Raw genomic sequence first — 23001 nt, forward strand, 5'->3', positions numbered from 1 at the left:
TGGAAAGCTGGAAAGCTGGAAAGCTGGAAAGCTGGAAAGCTGGAAAGCTGGAAAGCTGGAAAGCTGGAAAGCTGGAAAGCTGGAAAGCTGGAAAGCTGGAAAGCTGGAAAGCTGGAAAGCTGGAGAGCTGGAAAGCTGGAAAGCTGGAAAGCTGGAATATTAAAAGCCGACGGAGAACCGGCCTCAAGAGCCAGACGAACTTTATTTGCAAAATAAAAGTTCGCCCATGGCAAGCAATTACTTCATTTTAACAACCAACAGGTCGTCACTGCCCTGAACGACAGAGCCTGAAGATTTTTCCAGAGAAGCTACATCATCCATGTTGGAAATGACAACCGGGGTAATGATGCTTTTAGCCTTCTCTTTCAGGAAGTCCAGATCCACTTCAATCACCGGATCACCCGCCTTGACCTGCTGGCCTTCACTGGCAATGCGCTTGAAGCCCTCTCCCTTGAGTTCGACAGTATCAATACCAAAGTGAACAAACAGCTCAACTCCGGTGGGTGTCTCCATGCTGAAAGCATGATTGGTTTCAAAGATCTTGCCAATCTCACCATCACAAGGCGCAACCATCACCTTGCCTGTGGGATTTATGGCAATGCCATCACCTACTACCTTGTCAGCAAATACAGGATCAGGTACCTCTTCAATCGGTACAACTTCACCCGTCAGCGGCGCTTTGATCACAGTTCCCTGATCAGCGGCCAGCCCCATGCTTTTCTTGAGAGAATCAAAAAGGCCCATCGCTTTCACCCTTTACTTCGAACGCTTTGATTTTAGGAGCCCTTAAGCAATCAGGCCAGTTGACCTGATCGAAACTCCCGATTCCTTTCCGGATTAACTACTACAACCCATGGGCTACAGCGGTTAAATGCCATTATACGGTAACGATATCCGCCACTTTCAGCAGATTGCTATCGATCGCATTATGTTTGCTGATGGCTTCTTCCAGTGATGTCTGGACAATTTTCTGATCGCGAACACCGACCATGACACCACTGATACCGTCACGCAGAGCTTCAACAGAAGCCACACCAAGACGACTGGCCAGGACACGATCATAGCAGCTTGGCTTACCACCACGCTGAATGTGCCCCAGAACGGTTACCTTGACTTCATAAGCCGGGAAGTTTTCTTCCACTGCCCGTGACAGTTCAAACACACCACCTGACTTGTCGCCTTCTGAAACCACAACAATGCTGGATGTTTTTCCTGCCCGACCACTGCTTTCCAAAGAGTCCATCAGTTGGTCAATAGGCTTCTGATCTTCTGGAATCAGAATTTCTTCTGCGCCTGCCGCAATACCCGCATTCAGAGCAATAAAGCCGGCATCACGACCCATAACTTCGATCAGGAAAAGACGATTATGAGAGGTCGCCGTATCACGAATCTTGTCAATGGCCTCTACCACCGTATTCAAGGCGGTGTCGTAGCCGATAGTAAAATCAGTTCCGAAGATGTCGTTATCAATGGTGCCTGGGACACCAATGCAAGGAAGACCGTGCTCTTTTTCAAGAAGCATGGCTCCAGTAAAAGAACCATCTCCACCGATGACAACCAAACCATCCAGTCCAGCGGCCTTGGCATTTTCATAAGCAGCAGCCCGACCTTCGGGAGTGCGGAATTCCTGACAGCGGGCAGACTTCAGGAAAGTCCCCCCCTGATTGATAATATTGGCCACTGAGCGTGCATTCATTACTTCCAGGTCGTTATCGATCAGGCCTTTGTAGCCTTCATGAATAGCAACCGGTTCAATTCCGTAAAAAATACAGCTACGAACTACGGAACGGATGGCTGCATTCATGCCCGGAGCATCGCCACCTGAAGTCAGCACACCTACTTTTTTCAGTTCTGCCATGATCTGCTCGTCTCCTAAATCCCATCAGGGAAAGCATCAGGCATGCTACTCAAAACAGCATGCCCGCAATGACTTAACGTTTCATTACCATGAAAAATCTTTATCACCCCAGGAGTCTGTCGGACTTAAGCTTTCGAGCATACTCTCTATTGAAGAGTCAGTAGAGCGAGTCAGTTTTTTCGTTGGATTTATGCGAATAGTTGACCTATTTAAGCAAATTCAACGAAAAAGATGGCCGCTCTTTCTGGAATTCAGGTCGAAATTGCCTTAAGTCCGACAGACTCCCAAGTGTTAAAAGATTACTTAATGCTCATGATTATTTAACGAAAACAATCTGCATGGTGTTAGTACCGCCTTCGACCTCACCTGACTCACCTTTGGTCAGAATAATGCGGTCACCGGACTCCAGCAGCCCACGCTCTTTCAGTTCAGCAATAGCACGGTCGTTAATTTCAGAGCCATACTTGCTGCCACTGTCAAAAGCCACAGACTCAACACCACGATACAGAGCAACACGGCGCTCTGTAGTCTTGTAACGAGTCAGTGCAAAAATAGGCAGACTGGTGTTAACACGGGACATCCACAGAGGAGTAGCACCGGTTTTGGTCAGGCAGACTATGGCCTTAACGCCTTCCAGACTATTGGCAGCATGCATGGCCGCCAGAGCGATGGCTGCATCGGTTTCGCCAGCATAGGCCTTGTCCAGACTGCTGCCAGAGATCATTTCAGGATGTTTTTCAGCACCCTGACAGATACGGGCCATGGCCTTGACCACTTCGTGTGGACGCTTGCCAGTAGCGGTTTCGCCAGACAGCATCACCGCATCAGTACCATCCAGAACCGCATTAGCCACGTCAAATACTTCAGCACGGGTTGGCTGAGTATTATGAATCATGGACTCCATCATCTGGGTAGCTGTGATCACTGGACGATTCAGACGACGGGCAACGTTGATCATTTGCTTCTGAACACCGATCAATTCGGCATCACCGATTTCCACGCCCAGGTCACCACGGGCAACCATTACTGCATCAGAAGCTCTGATCACTTCTTCCAGCAGTTCATGGCTCTGAACAACTTCTGCACGTTCAATCTTGGACAGAATGGCAGCATTACCACCGGCTTCAGCCAGCAGCTTGCGAGCCTCTTCAACATCAGCAGCACTGCGCACAAAAGACACAGCCATAAAATCAACGCCCAGGGAAGCTGCCAGCTTGATGTCTTCTTTATCTTTCTCGGTCAGAGCATCTGCAGACAGACCACCACCGGCCAGGTTGATACCCTTGTTATTGGACAGTTCACCACCATCCAGGGTCGTGGTTACGATGCGGGAACCTTCAATGGCCTTAACCTGCAGACTCAGACGACCATCGTCCAGCAACAGTACATCGCCCACTTTACAGTCATTCGGCAGATTCTTGTAAGCGAGGCCTACCTGGGTTTCATCACCGGCATCAATAGGCAGCTCGGCATCCAGGATGAAGTCAGCACCATCTGGCAGAACAATTTTGCCATTCTGGAAACGACCGATACGAATCTTGGGTCCCTGCAGGTCACCCAGAATCGCAACACTACGACCCAAACGGGCAGCAATACTACGAATGCGCTCTGCACGGATACGGTGATCATCGGCATCACCGTGGGAGAAGTTCAGTCGAACAACGTTGACACCCGCTTCAATCAGCTTGGTGAGCTGTTCTTCGGATTCTGTAGCAGGTCCGAGTGTGGCAACGATTTTTGTGCGTCTGAGCATGATATCCTCTCGCGAATTTGCCACGAATCGACCCAGCACGATGAAACTACTTGAATGGAGAGTCGACCGAGGCATAAATGCCATACGGCAATGTGACAACAGTTTTTAAGTGAGAAACGCCGGCTGACTCTGACCTCATGAAGGTAGACTTCTGCCGCAGCTTCTACAGCTGTTCAATCTTGATAAAGCAACAAAAAGGAGAATGTGTATCCGAAAAAACCAGAAAGCCAATCTGAATCCAGTATAGATGGCATGCTATTTTCTCGACGACTGTATACACCTTCTTCTTTTTGCTGCTGTGTATCAGGAATCCAGTACCCTGTTCTCAGGATGCTGGCCCCAATCTGAAAAGCCTCACATCAGCGAGGCTTTTCAATAACCTGTATTCAGGCGCTCAGCAGAGCTTTGGCTGTATCCAGCATACGGTTGGAGAAGCCCCACTCGTTGTCATACCAGGACATAACCTTCACCAGGTTACCTTGTACACGAGTCTGGGTTGCATCAAAGCTGGAAGAGAATGGACAGTGATTGAAGTCCATAGAAACCAGTGGCTCATAGTTCACGTGCAGAACCTTGCCCATCGCTTCGGATGACTTGGCAGCAGTAGCAATGATTTCGTTGACTTCTTCAATAGAAGTATCACGTTTTGCTACAAAACTCAGGTCTACCAAAGATACGTTAATGGTAGGAACACGCACAGCCATACCGTCAAACTTGCCTTTCAGCTCTGGTACAACCAGGCCAACAGCAGCAGCGGCACCGGTAGCGGTTGGAATCATGTTCTGTGCAGCAGCACGGGCACGATACAGATCGCTGTGGTAAACGTCGCTCAAACGCTGGTCATTGGTATAGGCGTGAATAGTAGTCATCAGACCTTTTTCAATACCCAGAGCGTCGTTCAGAGGCTTGGCAATAGGAGCCAGGCAGTTAGTAGTACATGAAGCGTTAGAAATAACGGTCATGTTAGAAGTCAGAGTGTCATGGTTAACACCGTAGACGATAGTGGCGTCTACTTCTTTGCCCGGAGCAGAGATAATGACTTTCTTGGCACCAGCATCCAGGTGAGGCTTACAGGCTTCCTTGGAACGGAATACACCGGTGCATTCAAAAACAACGTCTACGCCCAGAGCAGCCCATGGCAGATTGGACGGATCACGCTCAGAGAATGTCTTGATTTCGTCACCGTTTACAAACAGTGCACCTTCACCTTCTTCAACCTGAGCGTCGAAACGACCGTGTACAGTGTCGTACTTGGTCAGGTGAGCATTGATTTTCGCATCACCCAGGTCGTTGATAGCAACAATCTGGAATTCTTCGCGACGACCTGCTTCGTAGAGTGCACGCAGAACGTTGCGACCGATACGACCATAGCCATTGATTGCGATTTTGATCATGACGTCTCCAATACCCTTAAGTCACAGCGGGATAGCCCGCCACCTCATTAGTAAATAGGATTTTCAGTGTGAATTCAGCTTCGTGAAAATACCTAGACCCCTTGCTACACAAGGGTTTACAGGCAAATTCAACAATCGACAGAATTAATCATTCAGTCCAACAAACAGTCACACCAAAGGACACTTTTACTCAGGGAATACAACAAAAGTTATCCATATCGAACTGCCAGGGGGTTGACACGGGATTGGAACGACGTTACAAATATGCTCAACAAGACACACAAAATCGCACACCTGAAAACATCATTGACCAGCGAATCGTTCCTGGCAGATCGTTGTGCACCTATAAATCAGTACACATATAGCTGGGTTTCTTCATACAGACGGCAATCTGATGAAGAAGCCCTGCTTATTTCAACAGGTAACAACACCTAACACTTTGACTCAGTGTTTCGCGTTACCTGCCTGTCATCCGTTAACTATACCTGAAAATGCACTTGTGCATTGTCATCTGGATGACATCGTCCCGATGCATTCCTACGAATACCATCAGCACAGACTACTTTCTAGAGAATACCCGTAACAGCTTTAGTATTACAGGCATTTTTTACCGTGAAATTATTTCACTCCAGCGGGGTGCAATAACTTTCTGCGTTTGTGTTTACTTCAAATATTGGCGCGACCCAGCCAGCAAAGGCCGGGTTACCTGGAAAATTACTTCAATGTAACGATGAATTCTGCCAGGTGCTGAACAGCAGTCTCAGCTCCGTCACCTTCGCCGATGATGGTCACTGTTGAGCCTTGTGTCAGACCCAGAGTCTGCAGCTTGAACAGACTCTTGGCGCTGGCCTGCTTACCGCTGGCCTCCAGTTTGATGTCACACTCGAATGTCTTGGCTTCTTTAACGAACTGAGCAGCTGGACGAGTATGAAGGCCATTCTCAGCAGTGATCACAACATCTTTCTTAAACATATTCGGTCTCTCTGTAACTTGAGCAACCTGCCAGACCAGGAGGCTGGATTCATCCAGCTCTGAAACGGATGCAGCAGAGTAAAGATACACTATCTCAATGCTTTAACTCAGAAGCTCCACCTGAATTCCAGTATAAAAGCTGGCAGGTATTACTGATTCACTCAGTCATTCGGCTTGCAGAGCCTACTGTAAGTAACCTCCACGCTATGACTTAAGAATCTGACAGCTCCGACCAAAAAGGTATCCGCACTTTCCACTAAACCACTTCATATGGAAAGAAAAATAAGACCTTCATTGAGCCAGAGCAAAATATCAGAATACTGGCCAAGAATGACACTCAGCCAACCTGCCATTATTAACCTGCCATTATTAACCTGCCATTTTAGCGTTTATCTCACCGGCAATGATTTCAGCCTGAGGTCCAAGAATAACTTGTAGGTTCTTATCACCCAGTCTTACCACACCTTTAGCGCCCATAGCTTTCAACCCGGCTTCATCGATCAGATCACGATTGGCCAAAGTCAGACGCAGACGAGTGATACAGGCTTCAACAGACGTCAGGTTATCCTCACCACCCAGCAGCTCAATATAGCGCAGAGCCCGTTCCGAACCCTTTACATCAGCAGCGGATTCCAGCTGCGGCTCTTCGTCTTCGCGACCCGGAGTCTTCAGATTGAATGCCTTGATTGAAAAGTAGAACACACAGAAATAGATAACCGAGAAAGCCAGACCAATGAACACAAGAGTGACCGGTTTGGTTGCCAGACCCCAGTTCAGAACCATGTCCAGTGCACCTGCAGAGAAGCCGAAGCCGTGCAGAACACCAAACATATTGGTGACTACCAGAGAGAGACCTGCCAACACCGCATGAGCAGCATAAAGACCCGGTGCCAGGAATACGAACATGAACTCCAGAGGCTCAGTAACACCCGTCAGAAACGCAGTGGCACCTACAGACAGCAGAACACCTCCTACGCGAGCACGGTTTTCTTTAGGGGCAGCCAGATACATAGCTAAGGCGGCAGCCGGAAGACCAAACATCATGACCGGGAAGAAACCCGCCATGAAAGTACCCGCAGTGGGGTCACCAGCAAAGAAGCGAGGCAGATCACCCGTTACCAGTTCACCTGCAGCGTTAGTGAATTCGCCGTAGCCAAACCAGAATACAGAGTTAACAACATGGTGCAGACCGACAGGAATCAGACCACGGTTCAGAACGCCATAAGCAAACTGGCCAATCGGACCCGATTCAGAGACACCTACCGCAAAAGCATCGATCGCTGACTGAATAGCAGGCCACACATAACCCGCCACTACCGATATAGCCAATGCAATCAGACCAGTCATGATGGGGACCAGTCGCTTACCACCGAAGAACGCCAGATAAGGAGGCAGAGCAACGGCATGGAAGCGGTTATAACTGTGACCGGCAATGATACCGGCAATGATGCCGCCAAAGAATGACATATCAATGTCAGCATTAATGGTCTTGGCTCCGGCAGTCAGAATGAAATAACCGACAGCACCGGCCAGAACGGCCGCGCCGGCATCATCTTTTGACAGACCTGCAGCAATACCCATAGCAAACAGCAAGGGTAAGTTACTGAAGATCGCATTACCCGCTTCTGCCACGAATGGAATACCCAGCAGATCAGGCTGCCCCAGACGCAGCAACAGTGCTGCGATAGGCAGAGTAGCAATGGGCAGCATCAATGCCTTACCCAGTCTCTGCATATAGCCAAGAACGTTCAAAATAGTCACCCCTTTAATAACAACTTCATTCCACAAACCGCAATCAAGGAACCCGTTGAACAAAAGACAACAGACTCGTCATGAGCAGTGAATGGTTTGGGAGGAAATGTAACCGGTCTCAAGTCACCTGTTCAACTGTATTGTGTGGGTTTCGTAAAGTGATTAATCAGTTATTGACCCAGAGCAAAAAATTAAACAGAACCACTCACAGAGCAACACAACCCTGATAGACATTCCTCTGAAAACTATTTCAGCCATGGGCCGATACCGTCAGAACACCTGAATATGAGTACTTATTCCCTCACGAAGTCAGTCAGGAAATGCTCTTTCCCTTTAAAAAAGTAGCTACCGTCCTGCAAGCAGGCAAACAACCGACTTCTTCAATATAAAAAATGCGCTGACAACCAGTAGCTGCCAGCGCACAATTTCAGCGGCTCTTAATCGTTACTTGCCGTAGTAAGCCTTTTTCAACAGCTCTTCCAACTCAGACACCAGAGGCATTCTTGGGTTGGCCGTGGTGCACTGATCTTCAAAAGCATGATCAGCCAGCATTTTGACCTTTTCCATAAACTCTATCTCTGAAATACCCAGCTCCTTCAGCGATAACGGCATACCCACTCGAGTCATCAACTGACGAACTGCATTAGCCAGGGATTTAACCCCTTCTTCAGGTGTTTTGCAGGGAAGGCCCAGTCCTTTGGCGACTTCTGCGTATTTCTCATGAGCAATGTAATGATCATATTTCGGGAAAGAAGCGACTTTGGATGGGTTCGGACACCCGTTGTACTCAATAACATGAGGCAATAACAAAGCGTTGGCTAAACCATGGGGAACATGGAACTCATGCCCCAACTTATGAGCCATGGAATGGTTGATGCCCAGGAAAGCATTGGCAAAGGCCATTCCCGCAATACAGGAAGCATTGTGCATTTTCTCCCTGGCTCGCTTGTCAGCTTCTTCGTAGGACTTTGGCAGATAATCAAAGACGATCTGAATCGCTTTCATAGCCAGTGCATCGGTATAGTCAGACGCCATAACAGAGACATAAGCTTCCAGTGCGTGAGTCAGGACATCCAGGCCTGTGTCTGCGGTCACCTTCTTAGGCACAGTCAATACCAGATTCGGATCCAGAATAGCCACATCCGGTGTTAACTCGTAATCCGCCAGAGGGTATTTAATCCCTTTTTCCTTATCCGTGATCACAGCAAAGGAAGTCACCTCGGAGCCGGTTCCAGAGGTTGTGGGAATCGCCACCATTTTGGCCTTTTTCCCCAACTTCGGAAATTTGTAGACCCGCTTGCGGATATCAAAGAATTTCTGAGCCATGCCCGCAAAGTCAGCGTCTGGCTGCTCATAGAACAACCACATCCCTTTTGCTGCATCAATCGGCGAACCACCACCCAGCGCAATCACGACATCCGGATTAAAGCGAGCCATATCTTCAGCACCTGCACGAATAGTCGCCAGACTGGGGTCTGCCTCAACCTGGTTGAACACCCGCATCTGAACTGGCACCTGGCGCTTTCTGAGATGGTACTGAACCTTTTCAACATAACCCAGGCTCTGGATCACTTCGTCTGTCACAATAAACACACGAGAGATGTCCGGCATTTTTTCAAGGTACTGCAGGGAATTCGCTTCAAAGTAGATTTTTCTGGGTAGCTTGAACCACTGCATATTGACTCTGCGCTTGGCCACCCGCTTAATGTTGATCAGATTGACCGCTGACACGTTGGAAGTCGTACTGTTGCCACCATAAGTTCCGCAACCCAACGTCAGGGAAGGCATGTTGGTATTGTAAATATCACCAATAGCCCCATGAGTACTGGGAGAGTTAATGATGATTCGTCCAGCCTTCATGGCCAGAGAAAACTGATCAATGACCTCATCACTCTGGGAGTGCAGTACGGCAGAATGCCCCAGGCCACCAAAGTTCAACATCTGGTCGGCCAACTCAATAGCATGCTGGGTATCCTTGGCTTTGAGAATCCCCAGAACAGGAGAAAGCTTCTCACGAGACAGTGGGAACTCAGGCCCAACCCCTTCTATTTCAGCGGCCAGAACCCGCGTTTGTTCTGGCACCTTAATGCCTGCCAACGCAGCAATATCGAAAGGTTTCATACCCACAATCTTGCTGTTTACATGACCATCAATAATGACCACCTCTGCCAAACGGTCTGTCTCCTTGGGTGAGGTGAAGTAAACATTCAGCTTCGTCATCTCATCCTTGAAAGAAGCATAAACTTCGTCGTGTACAATGGCCGCCTGCTCAGAAGCGCAGATCATGCCGTTATCAAAACTCTTGGACAGCACCAGATCATTGGCCGCCTGCTTGATATTGGCGGTGCGATCAATCACGCAGGGCACATTACCCGGACCTACACCCAGAGCTGGCTTGCCTGAAGAGTATGCTGCGCGCACCATACCTGAACCACCGGTTGCCAGAATGACTGAGATCTCTGGATGGGTCATCAGCTTTTGAGTTGCCTCCAGTGACGGATGCTCTACCCAAAGCACACAGTCTTCAGGGGCACCGGCTTCAACGGCAGCATCACGAACAATTCTTGCGGCTTCAGTGGAGCACTGTTGAGCCGATGGGTGGAAAGCAAAAACAATCGGATTACGCGTCTTGGCAGAAATGATGGACTTGAACATGGTGGTAGAAGTGGGATTGGTCACCGGTGTAATACCGCAGACAACACCCACTGGTTCAGCCACCAGCATATAATCCTCTTCTTCGTTGTCTTCAATCACTCCGACCGTTTTGTCGTATTTTATGGAATGATAAATGGATTCAGTCGCGAAGATATTTTTTGTTACCTTGTCTTCAAGGATACCTCGGCCGGTTTCTTCAACGGCCATCCTGGCCAGCTCCATATGAGCAGACTGACCTGCCAGAGCCATAGCCCGGGTAACCCTGTCCACATCTTCCTGATTGAGCTCCAGAAACTTATCTCTGGCTACCTTCGCCCGCTTCAGCAGAGTATCCAGCTGCATATCCACGTCGGATACACCGCCCTGCTTCTTATCCTGAGCTTTTGCTGCCGGTTTATTACTTGCCATGAGAATCACCTCACACTGTCGTCTATTAAAACATTATTCGTTAAAAATATTTTTAACCCTTCGGCTCTGCGTCCGAATTTTCGGGCTTACGGATTCTCTGTGTAATCCGCGTGTTCTGTTTGCAGGCTTCTTCGAGCCATAAAGAAAAGGGAGCCAATGGGTCCCTTTCTGTTATCCGATAAATGCGTCAATGGTCGCTTGTACATCTTCTGTAGTTGACTGATTCACCACTTGATCAGCCAGTTTCTGAAGATCCTCAAAGCGCTTATCCCTGAGCATCTTTTTGACCCGGGGAATAGAAGTAGCACTCATACTGAACTCGTCCAGACCCAGACCTGCAAGAACCAGAGCTGCACGCTCATCGCCGGCCATTTCACCGCACATACCGGTCCACTTACCGGCTTTATGAGAGCAGTCAATGACTCGCTTGATGGAGCGTAATACCGATGGCGCCATAGGATCATAGAGATCAGCAATCATTTCATTACCACGATCCACTGCCAGTACATACTGGGTCAGATCATTAGTACCGATACTGAAGAACTCCACCTCTTTAATCAGCAGGTCAGCGATCATCACAGCCGCAGGAGTTTCCACCATAATCCCCACTTCAACATGATCATCAAAGCTCACACCCTCACCACTGAGCTCAGCTTTCACGGCTGCTACCATAGCTTTCAGGCGACGGGCTTCTTCCACGGAAATCACCATGGGGAACATGATCTTCAGTTTGCCAAAGGCACTGGCCCTGAAAATGGCACGCAGCTGGGTGTTAAGAATTTCTGGCTTGTCAAAGCACATACGGATCGCTCGCCAACCCAGGAACGGATTCAGCTCCTGTGGCAAATCCAGATAAGGCAGCTCTTTGTCGCCCCCGATATCCAGAGTACGAATAACCACCGGACGGGCATTCATAGCCTCAGCCACCGCTTTATAAGCTTCGAACTGCTCTTCTTCTGTGGGCATGTGAGTGCGATCCATGAACAGGAATTCAGTTCTATACAGACCCACCCCTTCAGCACCATGACGATCAGCCCCTTCTACATCCTTGACCGTACCAATATTGGCACAGACTTCGAAGGCTTTACCGTCCAGAGTTTCACAGCTGAGATCTTTCAGCTTGGCCAGTTCTCTACGCTCTTCATCCAGCTGCTTCTGCAGCGTTCTGTAGTAATCCAGCGCCGAAGCATCAGGATTTACCAGCACTTTATTATTAATGGCGTCCAAGACAATTTGATCGCCGTTCTTAATTCTGTCCGTAGCGACCTTCGCTCCGACAATAGCAGGCAGCTCCAGAGAACGGGCCATAATGGCAGAATGGGAGGTACGGCCTCCAACATTGGTCACAAAACCCCAGACTCTGTCGAGATCGATCTGGGAAGTATCAGAAGGCGTCAGATCATCAGCAATGACAACAGAACCTTCACCCACCTCTTCAAGGGAAGTGACAGGAATGCCCAGCAGATTCTTCAGCATCCGCCGACCGACATCCTTGATATCTGCTACACGCTCACGCAGGTAAGGATCGTCCAGCTCTTCCAGCATACTGACATTGGCCTGAATCGCTTCATTCAGCGCCGAGTCTGCTGGCTTTAATGAGCGGATGGCAGAAACAACTTCTTCTTCCAGCTCTTCGTCCGTGGCAACCAGAATATGACCTTCAAATACTTCAGCCTCTTCCTCGCCCAGCTTGCCTGCAGTTTTATCACGAATGGCTTCGAGCTGTTCAACGGTGCGGTCTCTGGCTTGTTTGAAGCGAGTGATATCGGCTTCAACCTCAGAGTTGTCCAGAACGCCTTCACTGATCTGTATTTCGACCTCTTTCAGCACAAAGGCGTTACCAATGGCTACTCCTGAAGACGCAATGATGCCTGAAAACATGATCCTACCCACTCATATCGTTATTTACTGAGAAAAACACTTTGTCAGGTCACTTTTCATGCTCAAGGTGACGCAAAATGTTTTTTCTAGCCTCAAGGCTTTGCAGCAACCGATGCACCAGTCTATTTAATCCACCTGACACAATCGGCAGTCAATTTGCACAAATTCTGACAAAAATCGACGAATCATTTCATAGCGCACACTTAAATAGGGAGTTCATTGCAAGCGTTACCACTTATAACCAGATCAACTCCAAGATAGTGCATCATCTAATTAATCGCCTGCCGTTTAATGAATTAATCCTATTCAGATAAACAAGATCAACAACCGTTTTCAAAAGCTTTCAAGCTATATGAAATCAATTGTTATATAATGTTTTTTCATTAATAAACGGTTTCAATCATTTAATATCAAAGTTTGTTTTCGAAAGTGTGATATTGATTAGGACAGTTATCCCAAATAGAACGCTTAACACATTCCCTCAGGAAACCTCAAAAACCATCTACACTCTCACGAAATATTGCTTCACACCTTAATAGGATTGACTTCCAGCCAACATACGCATTACTACCTAACCCCTTGCAAACAGGGAACTAAAGAGTGCTTTGCACGACACATGTCAATAAAATACCCAGATAGTTGAAACACTCTGGCTTTAGCTCTTTTCATTAGGCGACAAACTTATTTTAATAAACAAAGAACCCGGCTCTTGCTTTGATAAGTTTCTTGAACAGGTCCACGTCGTGGATAAATTGAAACAATTATTAAAACTGTCTTTCTTTATAACTGGAGAAAGATAAAGTTTTTTTGTTAGACTTCAGACAAGCCAAGTTCCTAGCCTCTGAATTAACCTGCGATACGGTATAAACAATTCAGTTTGTAAAATCCGGAACAGAAAGTGTTATCCAGTTAACTATCTGAATAATGCCCATACTGATTCAGAGTCAGCCCCCTACCACTGATTGAGGAAACCTTTATGGCACTGGTATCCATGACTGAAATGCTGAAAAAAGCCCTGGAAGGCAAGTACGCAGTTGGCCAGTTCAACCTTAATAATCTGGAGTGGACTCAGGCAATCCTGACCGCCGCCCAGAGAACCCAGTCTCCTGTCATTCTTGGTGTATCTGAGGGTGCGGCTCGTTACATGGGTGGCTTCAAGGTCATTACTGCTATGGTGAACGCCCTGATCGAGAGCATGGAGATCACCGTGCCGGTTGCTATCCATCTGGATCACGGCTCCAGCATTGAAAAATGCAAGGAAGCCATCGAAGCAGGCTTCTCTTCCGTTATGATCGACGGCTCTCACGGTCCATTCGAAGAGAATGTAGCCATGACCAAAGCGGTTGTTGAATACGCCCACGCCCGTGGTGTTTCTGTTGAAGCTGAACTGGGTGTTGTTGGCGGCCAGGAAGATGACGTAGTTGCTGACAGCTGCATTTACGCTGATCCACAGGAATGCAAAGAACTGGTTGAACGCACTGGCGTTGACTGCCTGGCTCCGGCTCTCGGTTCCGTACACGGCCCTTATAAAGGCCTGCCAAACCTGGGCTTTGAAGAAATGCTACAGGTTAAAGAACTGACGGGCGTGGCTCTGGTTCTGCACGGCGGAACAGGTATCCCTACTGGCGACATTCAAAATGCCATTAGCCGTGGCACCGCCAAAATCAACGTCAACACTGAAAACCAGATCGCCTGGACCAACATGGTTCGCAAGGTACTGGCCAGCGATGCTGAAGTTTACGATCCTCGTAAGGTCATCGGCCCAGGTAAAGAAGCTATCGTTGAAACCGTCATGGGTAAAATCCGTGAGTTTGGTTCCGAAGGCAAAGCCTGATTTTTTGGCCCGGTAGCTCAGGCTACCGGGTTACATCTCCCCGCAAAGATCACTCCCCCTCCTGACAGTCCTGCCTGACCCTCTCTTATTCAAACAACTACTGCCCTCTACCTGAGAAGGCACTCCTGAATATCAAACCAAAAACTTGTTGTTTGCAGACCTTTTTCTAATCTGAACTGACACTCAAATAGATATATACCCATCGCCTTTCAAATTGCTACGTTGTTGTCAGCGTTCGCTCACCCCAGTCACATACTCGTTGTAGGCTCCTGGGGCTTCACGAACTTGACGCCTAGTAGCATCTTGAAATCCAATGGGTATAATACTACGGCCTTCTGCGAATCGGACTTTGTTGATTCCATTCAGTCAGCCTTTCAAGCTTCTCCCGAATCTTGATTTCCAGCCCACGATCGTTGGGCTGGTAATACTTCCGGGCTTCCATATTCTTTGGAAAATAGCACTCACCCGCAGCATAAGCATTAGGCTCGTCATGGGCATAGCGATATTCAGCACCATAACCTAACGAGCCCATCAGTTGGGTAGGTGCATTTCTAAGATGATTCGGTACTTCACAGGAAGGGTTACCTTTTACATCCGCCATGGCTGCTTTCCAGGCCAGATAGACCGCATTACTCTTGGGTGCACAGGCACAATAAACCGTGGCATGCGCCAGAGCCAGCAAGCCTTCGGGACTGCCCAGACGTTCAAATGCCTGCCAGGCATTCATGGTTATTTCCAAAGCCCGGGGATCCGCATTACCAATGTCTTCACTAGCAATCGCTACCAATCTGCGAATGATGTAGAGCGGATCGGCTCCGCCATCGACCATTCTGGCAGCCCAATAGAGGGCAGCATTAGGATCAGAGCCTCGCACTGATTTATGAAAAGCCGAGATCTGATCATAAAAAGCATCACCGCCCTTGTCGAAACGTCGACCGCTGTCGGCCAGAATTTCTGTCACGGTTTCGGCTTTTATCAGGCCTTTCTCGCTGAGGTCTGCGGCTACTTCCAGAATGTTCAGAACTCTTCTGGCATCACCATCGCTGTATCGAACCAGGATATCCTCAGCTTCAGTCTCAAGAGAAACGTCACTGTCTTTAAAACCCCGTTCATCCGACAAAGCCTGATGAAGCACCTGCCTGAGGGCCTCATCCGTTAAAGGCTTTAATACATACACTCGTGCCCGGGACAGCAAAGCATTGTTCAGTTCAAAGGAAGGATTTTCAGTGGTTGCCCCAATAAATGTGATCGTGCCATCTTCAATATGAGGCAGAAAAGCGTCTTGTTGGGACTTGTTAAAACGATGCACCTCATCCACAAACAGAATCGTTTTGCGCTGCCGGGTTATCTGTTCATCCCGTGCTCTTGCCACCGCAGCACGAATGTCTTTCACACCAGAGAGCACAGCTGATAGCGTCTCAAAGTGGGCATCGCAGACACCGGCAACCAATCGGGCCAGGGTTGTTTTTCCTACTCCGGGTGGGCCCCAGAAAATCATGGAATGAATGGCCCCCTGCTCCAGGGCTTCACGCAGAGGTTTACCTCTGGCCAGAATGTGCTCCTGACCCAGGTACTCATCGAGATTGCGGGGCCTCATGCGTGCGGCAAGAGGCTCATAGCGGGAAGACTCGTCGAACAGGCCTGCAGAATACAAAGTTAACCCCGGGTCTCATCAATCACGTCAAAGCCTTTGGGAGGTTTCACCTCAAACAGGTCGTCATTCACCTGCCCGTTTTCCTTGACCTCTGAGAACAGAATCCTGCGTTTGCCACCCAATGAATCCGACAGTTCAATAGAAGTCAGTCTCCCCTGTCGAAAATCAATATCGAGTTTCTCAAACAAGTCTGAGTCGGCTTTAGGTGTGAGGGTATATTTTTCATTCCGATCCTTGCTGTAGACCGAAACGTTGTATTGCTTCAGCAGTTCACGGGCATTACCTGTCAGCAGCTGGGCAGGTGTATTCGCCATGCGGGCATCCTGTTTCTGGATGATTACCTGCTGCAAATCACGATCTACCATCCAGACCTTGCTGCCATGAGCCACAATCTCTTGCTCATAAGGCTCTGTGGTCACCCAGCGGAACAGATCAGGTCGCTTCATCTGCATCTCACCGGACTCACTCTGAGTTCGGCCATTGGAAGCAATAGCATCCTGTTGGAAATGAGCCGTCAGGCTTTTCAGGGCCTCCAGCTTTTCGGCCAGAGACTGAGAGGCTTTCTCATCGTTCAGCCCCTTGCTAACGTCTACCGCCTTCACCGGTTGAACCGCCAGGGTCTTGGCTGAAACGCTCTCCTGCTGGGCCGCTACAACCTGTGACGAGAGACTGAAAACAGCTGCTAATACAGTGACTTGGGATATTTTCTTAAACACTCAACTTCAATCCTTCACGGGAGGGGGTGCGATCACCTCACGATTACCATTATGACCGGCCGGGCTCACCACGCCGGCTGCTTCCATCGCTTCTATCATACGTGCAGCCCGGTTGTATCCAATCTTTAATTTACGCTGCACTGACGAAATAGACGCTCTGCGGCTTTCAGTCACAAATGCGATGGCCTCATCATACAGGGCATCCTTCTCGGAATCTTCATCCAGTCCACCACTGAAAGCGCTGCCGTCAGAAGCTGACTCAACGCCATTGAGTACTTCTTCCACGTAATCCGGTTCACCGCGTTTTTTCCAGTCTCCCACTACCCGGTGTACTTCATCGTCACTGACGAAAGCACCATGGACACGAATGGGGACACTGGTACCTGGCGGCAGATACAACATATCACCATGACCCAGGAGCTGTTCTGCACCGCCCTGATCAATGATGGTACGGGAATCAATTTTGCTGGATACCTGGAAGCTGATACGGGTTGGCACGTTGGCCTTGATCAGACCGGTAATCACATCCACCGAGGGACGCTGTGTCGCCAGAATCAGGTGTATGCCTGCAGCTCGGGCTTTCTGGGCAATCCGGGCAATCAGTTCTTCCACTTTTTTACCGACAATCATCATCATGTCGGCAAACTCATCCACCACCACAACAATGAATGGCAGAGGTTCTAATTCCGGAGCCAGATCACCCAGCGTCAAGGCTTCGTAGAATGGATCACGAAGAGGCTCACCGGAAGCAGCGGCTTCCTTTACCTTTTTGTTGTAACCCGCAATGTTTCGAACACCCAGAGCAGCCATCAATTTGTATCGACGCTCCATTTCTGCCACACACCAACGCAATGCATTGGCGGCTTCTTTCATGTCGGTAACCACCGGGGAGAGCAAATGAGGAATGCCATCGTAAATGGACAGTTCCAGCATCTTCGGGTCAATCATGATCAGGCGAACTTCTTCCGGCCCTGACTTGAACAACATGGACAGCAACATGGCGTTCACACCCACGGACTTACCGGAGCCTGTGGTACCGGCCACCAGTAAGTGAGGCATTTTTGCCAGATCGACCACTACCGGCTGACCGGCAATATCATGCCCAAGCGTCAGACTGAGAGGAGATGCAGCTTCTTCGTAAGCTCTGGAGGCAATCAACTCGGCAAAGAATACGGTTTCCCGATCATCGTTGGGGATTTCAATCCCCATCACCGACTTACCGGGAATCACTTCGACCACTCGAACACTCACAACCGCCAGAGAACGGGCAAGGTCTCTGGACAGGTTGGATATTTTGCTGGCTTTAATCCCCGGCGCTGGCTGAATTTCATAGCGGGTAATCACCGGTCCGGGGTGCACAGCCACAACGTCAGCTTTGACGCCAAAGTCCGCCAGTTTGGCTTCCAGCAGACGGGAAACAACCTCCAGTTCTTCCTGGTTAACGCCGTTCCCGTGATTCTTGATCTGATCAAGCAGATCTACGCCCGGAAGTTCCCCTTCAGGAGGAATCTCAACCGCATCTTCTTTCTGGGCAACCGCAATTTTACTGAGCTTTCCGGGTTTGATCTCAGGCTCAGGAGCGGGCAACACTACTATCGGCTCCTGACGCTCTTTAGCAACTGAGATGACGGGGTCAGGAACCGGCTCTGGCTCTGGCTCCAGACGGGCGATTTCAAACGCTTCACGATCCCGTTCTCGCTGTTCTTTCCAGTTCGATATGCGAGTCTGAATGGTTTCCATCAACCGAATAATGCCACTACCCAACATGGCCAGAGTTTTCTTTAATATCCGGCCAAGACCATCCAGAACCTGAAACCATGACAGGTGAGTATAAAGGGTGAAACCCACCAGAAAAATTGCCAGTAAAATCAATGTACTGCCAACAGAACTGAAAGCAGGTAATGATTGCTCCATGAGCATTCGGCCCAGGATGCCACCACTTTGTGCTGGCAGGCTGCGGCCCACACCTTCCATGTGAATAGCTGCCAGTGCAGCGCCTGTTGCCAGGGCCAGCAATAACCCCAATGAACGTAAAACAAACCAGCCGGGCTGCCAGCTCCAGGCGCTGTACCGATATTGGAAAACCAGGACAGTCTTAATCACCAGCAGGACAGGAATCCACCAGGCAAACACGCCAAACAGGGAAAACAGAACATCACTGAACCAGGCCCCTGCTTTGCCTGTACTGTTTGCCACGTCCGCTTCAAAGCCCACATAACTCCAGCCGGGGTCAGTAGGACTGTATGAAAATAACGCCAATGCAGTAAATGCCGCCAGTACCAGCAGGAAAAGCATACCGGCTTCTCTCAATCTGAGTGCCACAGCACTGGCTTGCTCAGCCCCTGCGCCAGAATTCGAATCACGAATACCGGTTATGGCTTTGGGCACCGATTTTTCTTTTGCGGCTCGCTTACGCTTTTTTGTGATCGTTTCCGACATTCGACTCCCGTTCAATCTCCTGACAGTCTTATTAAAAGATATTTCTTCAAGATACCATGCCCCTTGCGATATTCGCTACGCAAGACTGTAACTCTCAAAACCCCGCTCTGGATCAAAGCCTTCCCTCAACAACATTTGTCGTTTAGACAGATCCATCATGAGGGTGACCAGGGTGCCTCCGTTTCCGGTCAGCTCATGATAGCTATAGGGTCTAAGAACCGGAAAAGGTTTTTTATTATTATCAAGAAGTTGCCTCATAGTCTTGAGGTTCAGTTCAGGATTATACAGTAATGCTTCCTGCAGTCTTTTGAGCCTTGTCTCAGTACAGGGCTTTGATGAGGTAGGCAGTGCCTGATCTGACTGAAGGTAGTGATTGGTATGCAGGTAAGTATCTTGTTCGGTAGATTGAAACCAGGGCTGATCAGGAGCCAGTTCAACGGCCAGAGTTTCTGTCTGATCGGCCACCATGACATGGCTGGCCTTCCCTGCCCCATGTTCTTCAATCAGAGTTCGGGCTTCCTTGAGACTTTGGGACTCCAGCAAAGCTCTTAAAAGAATGTGAACGGGCAAACCCGTCAGTTTTTGATGGGCTGGCAAAATATTCAGACAGACACCCAGTCCTGCCGAATTCATTCCGATTTTGGCCAGCATGCCAGGCTCAGTCATAGTCAGAAATCGATGACCATTCTCGAGTTCAATATCCGCCAGAGCCAGATTACCTTCCAGCGCTGCAGCCCAGTCCCAGTTCTGCCCCACCAGCCCCTGCTTCGGAAAAGCCACTGAAGAGCATTCAATGGGTGAAGACATCAGTTCACTGCGGGCATTAATACAATAGATCCAGAAAGGTTCTACACCGGCAGCAGCTGCAATGGCATCCATTTCCTCTTTATAATGAGGTCGGAATGACAGGACCTTCTGCATCAGCAGATCAACATGAGATTCCAGTCTCTCCCTGTCCTTAAGAAATCGTGACCGGTAGTAGGCCAGCACTTCGCTGATTTCTTCGCGCATCTGTTCGCCATGGATGTGCCCCCGGTTTTTAGCTGATCCATTTAGCACCAGTTTTTTCATCGATATGAGTCCCGAAATGTCCCGATTCAGTAACAACCAACTGCTCAGTGGGCTTCTGTTGACGCTACTGGTATCCGTTCTTGTGCCGGTTTCCGTGGAAGATAACACAATAGCCGGTCAAATATTCTCTCTCCTCATTATTGCCTCATTAATGACCGTTCTGGCAAGACTCACTGAGAACCGGATCAAAGTTCGACGCTGCCTTCAGGCTTCTGGTCTGTCTCTACTGGCCATACGCATTCTGATTGGTCAGGGTCATACCCCCTTCTGGGCAGATACCGCCAGTCTTCTGCTGATCATCATGTTTCAGCTGGCCTTGATGGTGTTATTAATGGGGCATCTGTTTTCCGATGAAGGTCTGAATGAAAAGCTACTGGCCGCGATCAATTTTTATTTTCTGACCGGGATCACCTTTGGCTTTATCTATACCCTGCTCAATCTGATCCTGCCCGGAGCATTTGATTTTCCAAGCAACGGTACCTTTGACTGGCCCGACTTTATTTATTTCAGCTTTATCAATTTGACCACGCTGGGGTACGGAGACATTACTCCGGTCGCCTCAATCGCCAAAAGTCTGGTGGTGATCGAGGCGGCCATCGGCGTATTAAGCCCGACGATTATGATTTCAAGGTTTGTTCGCCCTGCTGCCTGAAACGGGAACAGGATGATCAGCCAGATGTCGACTGAGTCTGAGATAAAGATCAGAATGCGCCAGATCCTGGGTAAAGCGGGGAGGAATGGCCGAAAGGCCTGTCATGGCTCCCAGTAATGCGCCCGTTAAAGCGGCACGGGCCATATTATTACCTCCGCCGTTGGCAGCCGAGAGCATACCCATTTCAAAATCCGTTGGGTAACGATGTATCAGGTAGTATGCGGCGGGCAAAAGGTGTGTCACCTGACAGTCTGTCCCATAGACATGGCTGATATAAAGCGGAGGTTCAACTTTCACTTTATCAGGATGCCAGGCAATGGAACCATTGCTCACGGTAAAGGTGTTGTCATAGCCACCGAGTAATGGCTTGATCACCGGGTTCTGCAGCAGGCCTATAAGATGATCTCTCATCTCAGTCAGCTGGATGCCTTTGATCAAGGCCTGAAGCGTCATGGCATAGATCACTTGATTCTGGCGGATGAAGTCATCCTTGAAGAGAGGCTTCATCAGCCGATCGGCTTCAATGGCCAGCGTCTCTTCATCCTCATAGAGTACTGCCAGTACAACAGCCAGCTGAGCGCCGTCAGAGGTATCGGAAGCGGTTGCTATGGCAGGATCACCCCAGGTAACACCTTTCTGTCGACTGGCCCAGAGGCTCTTGATGATGGATTCGGTATAACGTCCTGAATAGGTTTCACCATTCAACGTTTTGAAGAACTCATCCAGCCTGCGATGGAAGTCCACTTCGTCGTAACGACCTCTTGCTACCACTGACTCCAGTAACAAAGTGAAAATCTGCCCCGTCTGGGATACATCTCCGGCTCGAACGCCCTGCTCATAGCGGTAGCGGCTGACCTGGGCAAAGCTGTGACTGCCATTGGGCGTAGGCGACTGATATTGATCCACCCAGGGACCATAGTCTTTATGCAGCTCATCCAGATCATAGTACCAGTGAATACCCAACCCCATGGCGTCACCGGCAAGATACCCCATTACCGCACCCATGACCCGCTGTTCTCTGGAAAGACCGGCAGGAAAGTGCCTTACAGGTTTATACTGACTCATTGCATTCGCCCCATTATCCGAAGACCTCTTTTCAGAGGGGGACTGACAGGCTAGCAACCCTGCACACAGAAGAACAATGATAAATTGAGTGATCGTCTTGGGCCTGAACATTACTGCACTCTTCCAATTTTGAGATGCTGGTAGCTTAGAAGAAAATCAAAATCATATAATTTTCAGGGTTTGCCCCTATGTCATAATTTTCAACAGAGAGTATCTTTCGATCTAAAGTTTTATTTTCAGAAATCAGGATCCTTGATGACGACTTCTACTCATGGCCGAAAACTGCTCAATCTCATCCAGGAGCTGCCACAACCTATCGACAAGCCAACCCTGCTGAAAGAAATGACCAATAGTTTGGGGGCAGAGGCTGTCTTTCACACTTGCTCTGAGCAGGGGCACAGTGCCGAGAGCCTGGTTGAGCTGTTTCTAAAGAAAGGAAAACTGGTTCAAAATCAGGAAGGTATTACTTATTCTGGATGTTCCTGCAAAGGACACTGAGTGACACTGTGGCATTATCCATGTTCAGGGCCCTGTTCTAGCCCGGCAGATTCATAAAGCCACTGTGACAAGACTGAAGGCTGAGGAAATGCAGAGTTGTTCGATTTTTGATATAAACGAGAATAAACGAGCAACTCGACACTTCATGAAATTTCCGGGCTTGGAGCCTGACTGAGAATTGCGCTCGAGCATAAAGTTCAGTAGAACGAGGCCATTTTTTCGATAAATTTGTGCGAATAGTGGGCTTATTCAATCAAATTTATCGGAGCTGTCTAGTATCCCGTCCGGAACCATTTGAAGCCACTTGATGATCTCTCGATCAGGTTTCTATGCGATGACCCGACAACACCTTTTAACCAGCTTTCCAGTAAACAACTTGGCAAGCTGGTCAATAAATTT

General features: G+C 48.9%; 16 protein-coding genes. 3 read left to right on the top strand and 13 right to left on the bottom strand.

Annotated elements, in window-relative coordinates; all coding sequences use genetic code 11:
• Positions 1-237 precede the first annotated feature (237 nt).
• The 8 genes from crr to ptsI form a co-directional block, all read right to left on the bottom strand.
• A complete protein-coding gene (gene crr / locus ACR2PX_RS21505) occupies positions 238-744 on the bottom strand; it encodes a PTS glucose transporter subunit IIA (RefSeq protein ID WP_434001409.1) in 507 nt (168 codons plus the stop codon).
• A gap of 133 nt (positions 745-877) precedes the next feature.
• Complete coding sequence (gene pfkA, locus ACR2PX_RS21510; protein WP_434001410.1) at positions 878-1858, bottom strand: 6-phosphofructokinase; 981 nt, start codon at positions 1856-1858, stop codon at positions 878-880.
• Positions 1859-2174: 316 nt separating this feature from the next.
• Entirely contained in the window at positions 2175-3611 is a 1437-nt protein-coding gene (gene pyk / locus ACR2PX_RS21515; protein WP_434001411.1) for a pyruvate kinase, read from the bottom strand.
• 386 nt (positions 3612-3997) lie between these two features.
• Complete coding sequence (gene gap / locus ACR2PX_RS21520; protein ID WP_434001412.1) at positions 3998-5005, bottom strand: type I glyceraldehyde-3-phosphate dehydrogenase; 1008 nt, start codon at positions 5003-5005, stop codon at positions 3998-4000.
• 714 nt (positions 5006-5719) lie between these two features.
• On the bottom strand, positions 5720-6067 hold the full coding sequence (locus tag ACR2PX_RS21525) for an HPr family phosphocarrier protein (RefSeq protein WP_434001413.1): 348 nt from the start codon (positions 6065-6067) through the stop codon (positions 5720-5722).
• Positions 6068-6346: 279 nt separating this feature from the next.
• Complete coding sequence (gene nagE, locus ACR2PX_RS21530) at positions 6347-7729, bottom strand: N-acetylglucosamine-specific PTS transporter subunit IIBC (RefSeq protein ID WP_434001414.1); 1383 nt, start codon at positions 7727-7729, stop codon at positions 6347-6349.
• A gap of 444 nt (positions 7730-8173) precedes the next feature.
• Positions 8174-10792, bottom strand: coding sequence for a bifunctional acetaldehyde-CoA/alcohol dehydrogenase (gene adhE / locus ACR2PX_RS21535; protein ID WP_434001415.1), 2619 nt, complete (start codon positions 10790-10792; stop codon positions 8174-8176).
• A gap of 171 nt (positions 10793-10963) precedes the next feature.
• Positions 10964-12673 (bottom strand): phosphoenolpyruvate-protein phosphotransferase PtsI, encoded by a 1710-nt coding sequence (gene ptsI / locus ACR2PX_RS21540; protein WP_434001416.1) that lies wholly within the window; start codon positions 12671-12673, stop codon positions 10964-10966.
• Between the two features lie 976 nt (positions 12674-13649).
• Between ptsI and fba the strand changes: the two genes are divergently transcribed.
• The gene (fba, locus tag ACR2PX_RS21545) at positions 13650-14507 is read left to right on the top strand and encodes a class II fructose-1,6-bisphosphate aldolase (RefSeq protein ID WP_434001417.1); all 858 of its coding nucleotides are present in this window, start codon (positions 13650-13652) and stop codon (positions 14505-14507) included.
• 325 nt (positions 14508-14832) lie between these two features.
• Here fba and ACR2PX_RS21550 read toward each other — a convergent pair whose 3' ends face one another.
• From ACR2PX_RS21550 to ACR2PX_RS21565, 4 genes are all read right to left on the bottom strand, one after another.
• Positions 14833-16104: a replication-associated recombination protein A gene (locus ACR2PX_RS21550; RefSeq protein ID WP_434001424.1), complete on the bottom strand. Its 1272-nt coding sequence runs from the start codon at positions 16102-16104 to the stop codon at positions 14833-14835.
• Positions 16105-16163: 59 nt separating this feature from the next.
• Positions 16164-16877 (bottom strand): outer membrane lipoprotein chaperone LolA, encoded by a 714-nt coding sequence (gene lolA, locus ACR2PX_RS21555; RefSeq protein ID WP_434001418.1) that lies wholly within the window; start codon positions 16875-16877, stop codon positions 16164-16166.
• 6 nt (positions 16878-16883) lie between these two features.
• Entirely contained in the window at positions 16884-19316 is a 2433-nt protein-coding gene (locus tag ACR2PX_RS21560) for a DNA translocase FtsK (RefSeq protein ID WP_434001419.1), read from the bottom strand.
• Positions 19317-19391: 75 nt separating this feature from the next.
• Positions 19392-20387, bottom strand: a complete 996-nt coding sequence (locus ACR2PX_RS21565) for a C45 family autoproteolytic acyltransferase/hydolase (RefSeq protein ID WP_434001420.1) — start codon at positions 20385-20387, stop codon at positions 19392-19394.
• A gap of 16 nt (positions 20388-20403) precedes the next feature.
• Here ACR2PX_RS21565 and ACR2PX_RS21570 point away from each other — a divergent pair, with 16 nt between their 5' ends.
• Entirely contained in the window at positions 20404-21039 is a 636-nt protein-coding gene (locus tag ACR2PX_RS21570) for a potassium channel family protein (RefSeq protein WP_434001421.1), read from the top strand.
• On the opposite strand, the gene ACR2PX_RS21575 is transcribed toward ACR2PX_RS21570, so the two are convergent.
• Complete coding sequence (locus ACR2PX_RS21575; protein WP_434001422.1) at positions 21013-22104, bottom strand: ADP-ribosylglycohydrolase family protein; 1092 nt, start codon at positions 22102-22104, stop codon at positions 21013-21015. The genes ACR2PX_RS21570 and ACR2PX_RS21575 overlap by 27 nt on opposite strands.
• Before the next feature lie 255 nt (positions 22105-22359).
• On the opposite strand from ACR2PX_RS21575, the gene ACR2PX_RS21580 reads away from it, so the two are divergent.
• Positions 22360-22602 carry a YecH family protein gene (locus tag ACR2PX_RS21580; protein ID WP_434001423.1) on the top strand — a complete coding sequence of 81 codons (243 nt, stop codon included), beginning with the start codon at positions 22360-22362 and terminating at the stop codon, positions 22600-22602.
• Positions 22603-23001 lie beyond the last annotated feature (399 nt).

Source organism: Endozoicomonas sp. (genome assembly GCF_051008435.1).
Lineage (GTDB): Bacteria > Pseudomonadota > Gammaproteobacteria > Pseudomonadales > Endozoicomonadaceae > Endozoicomonas_A.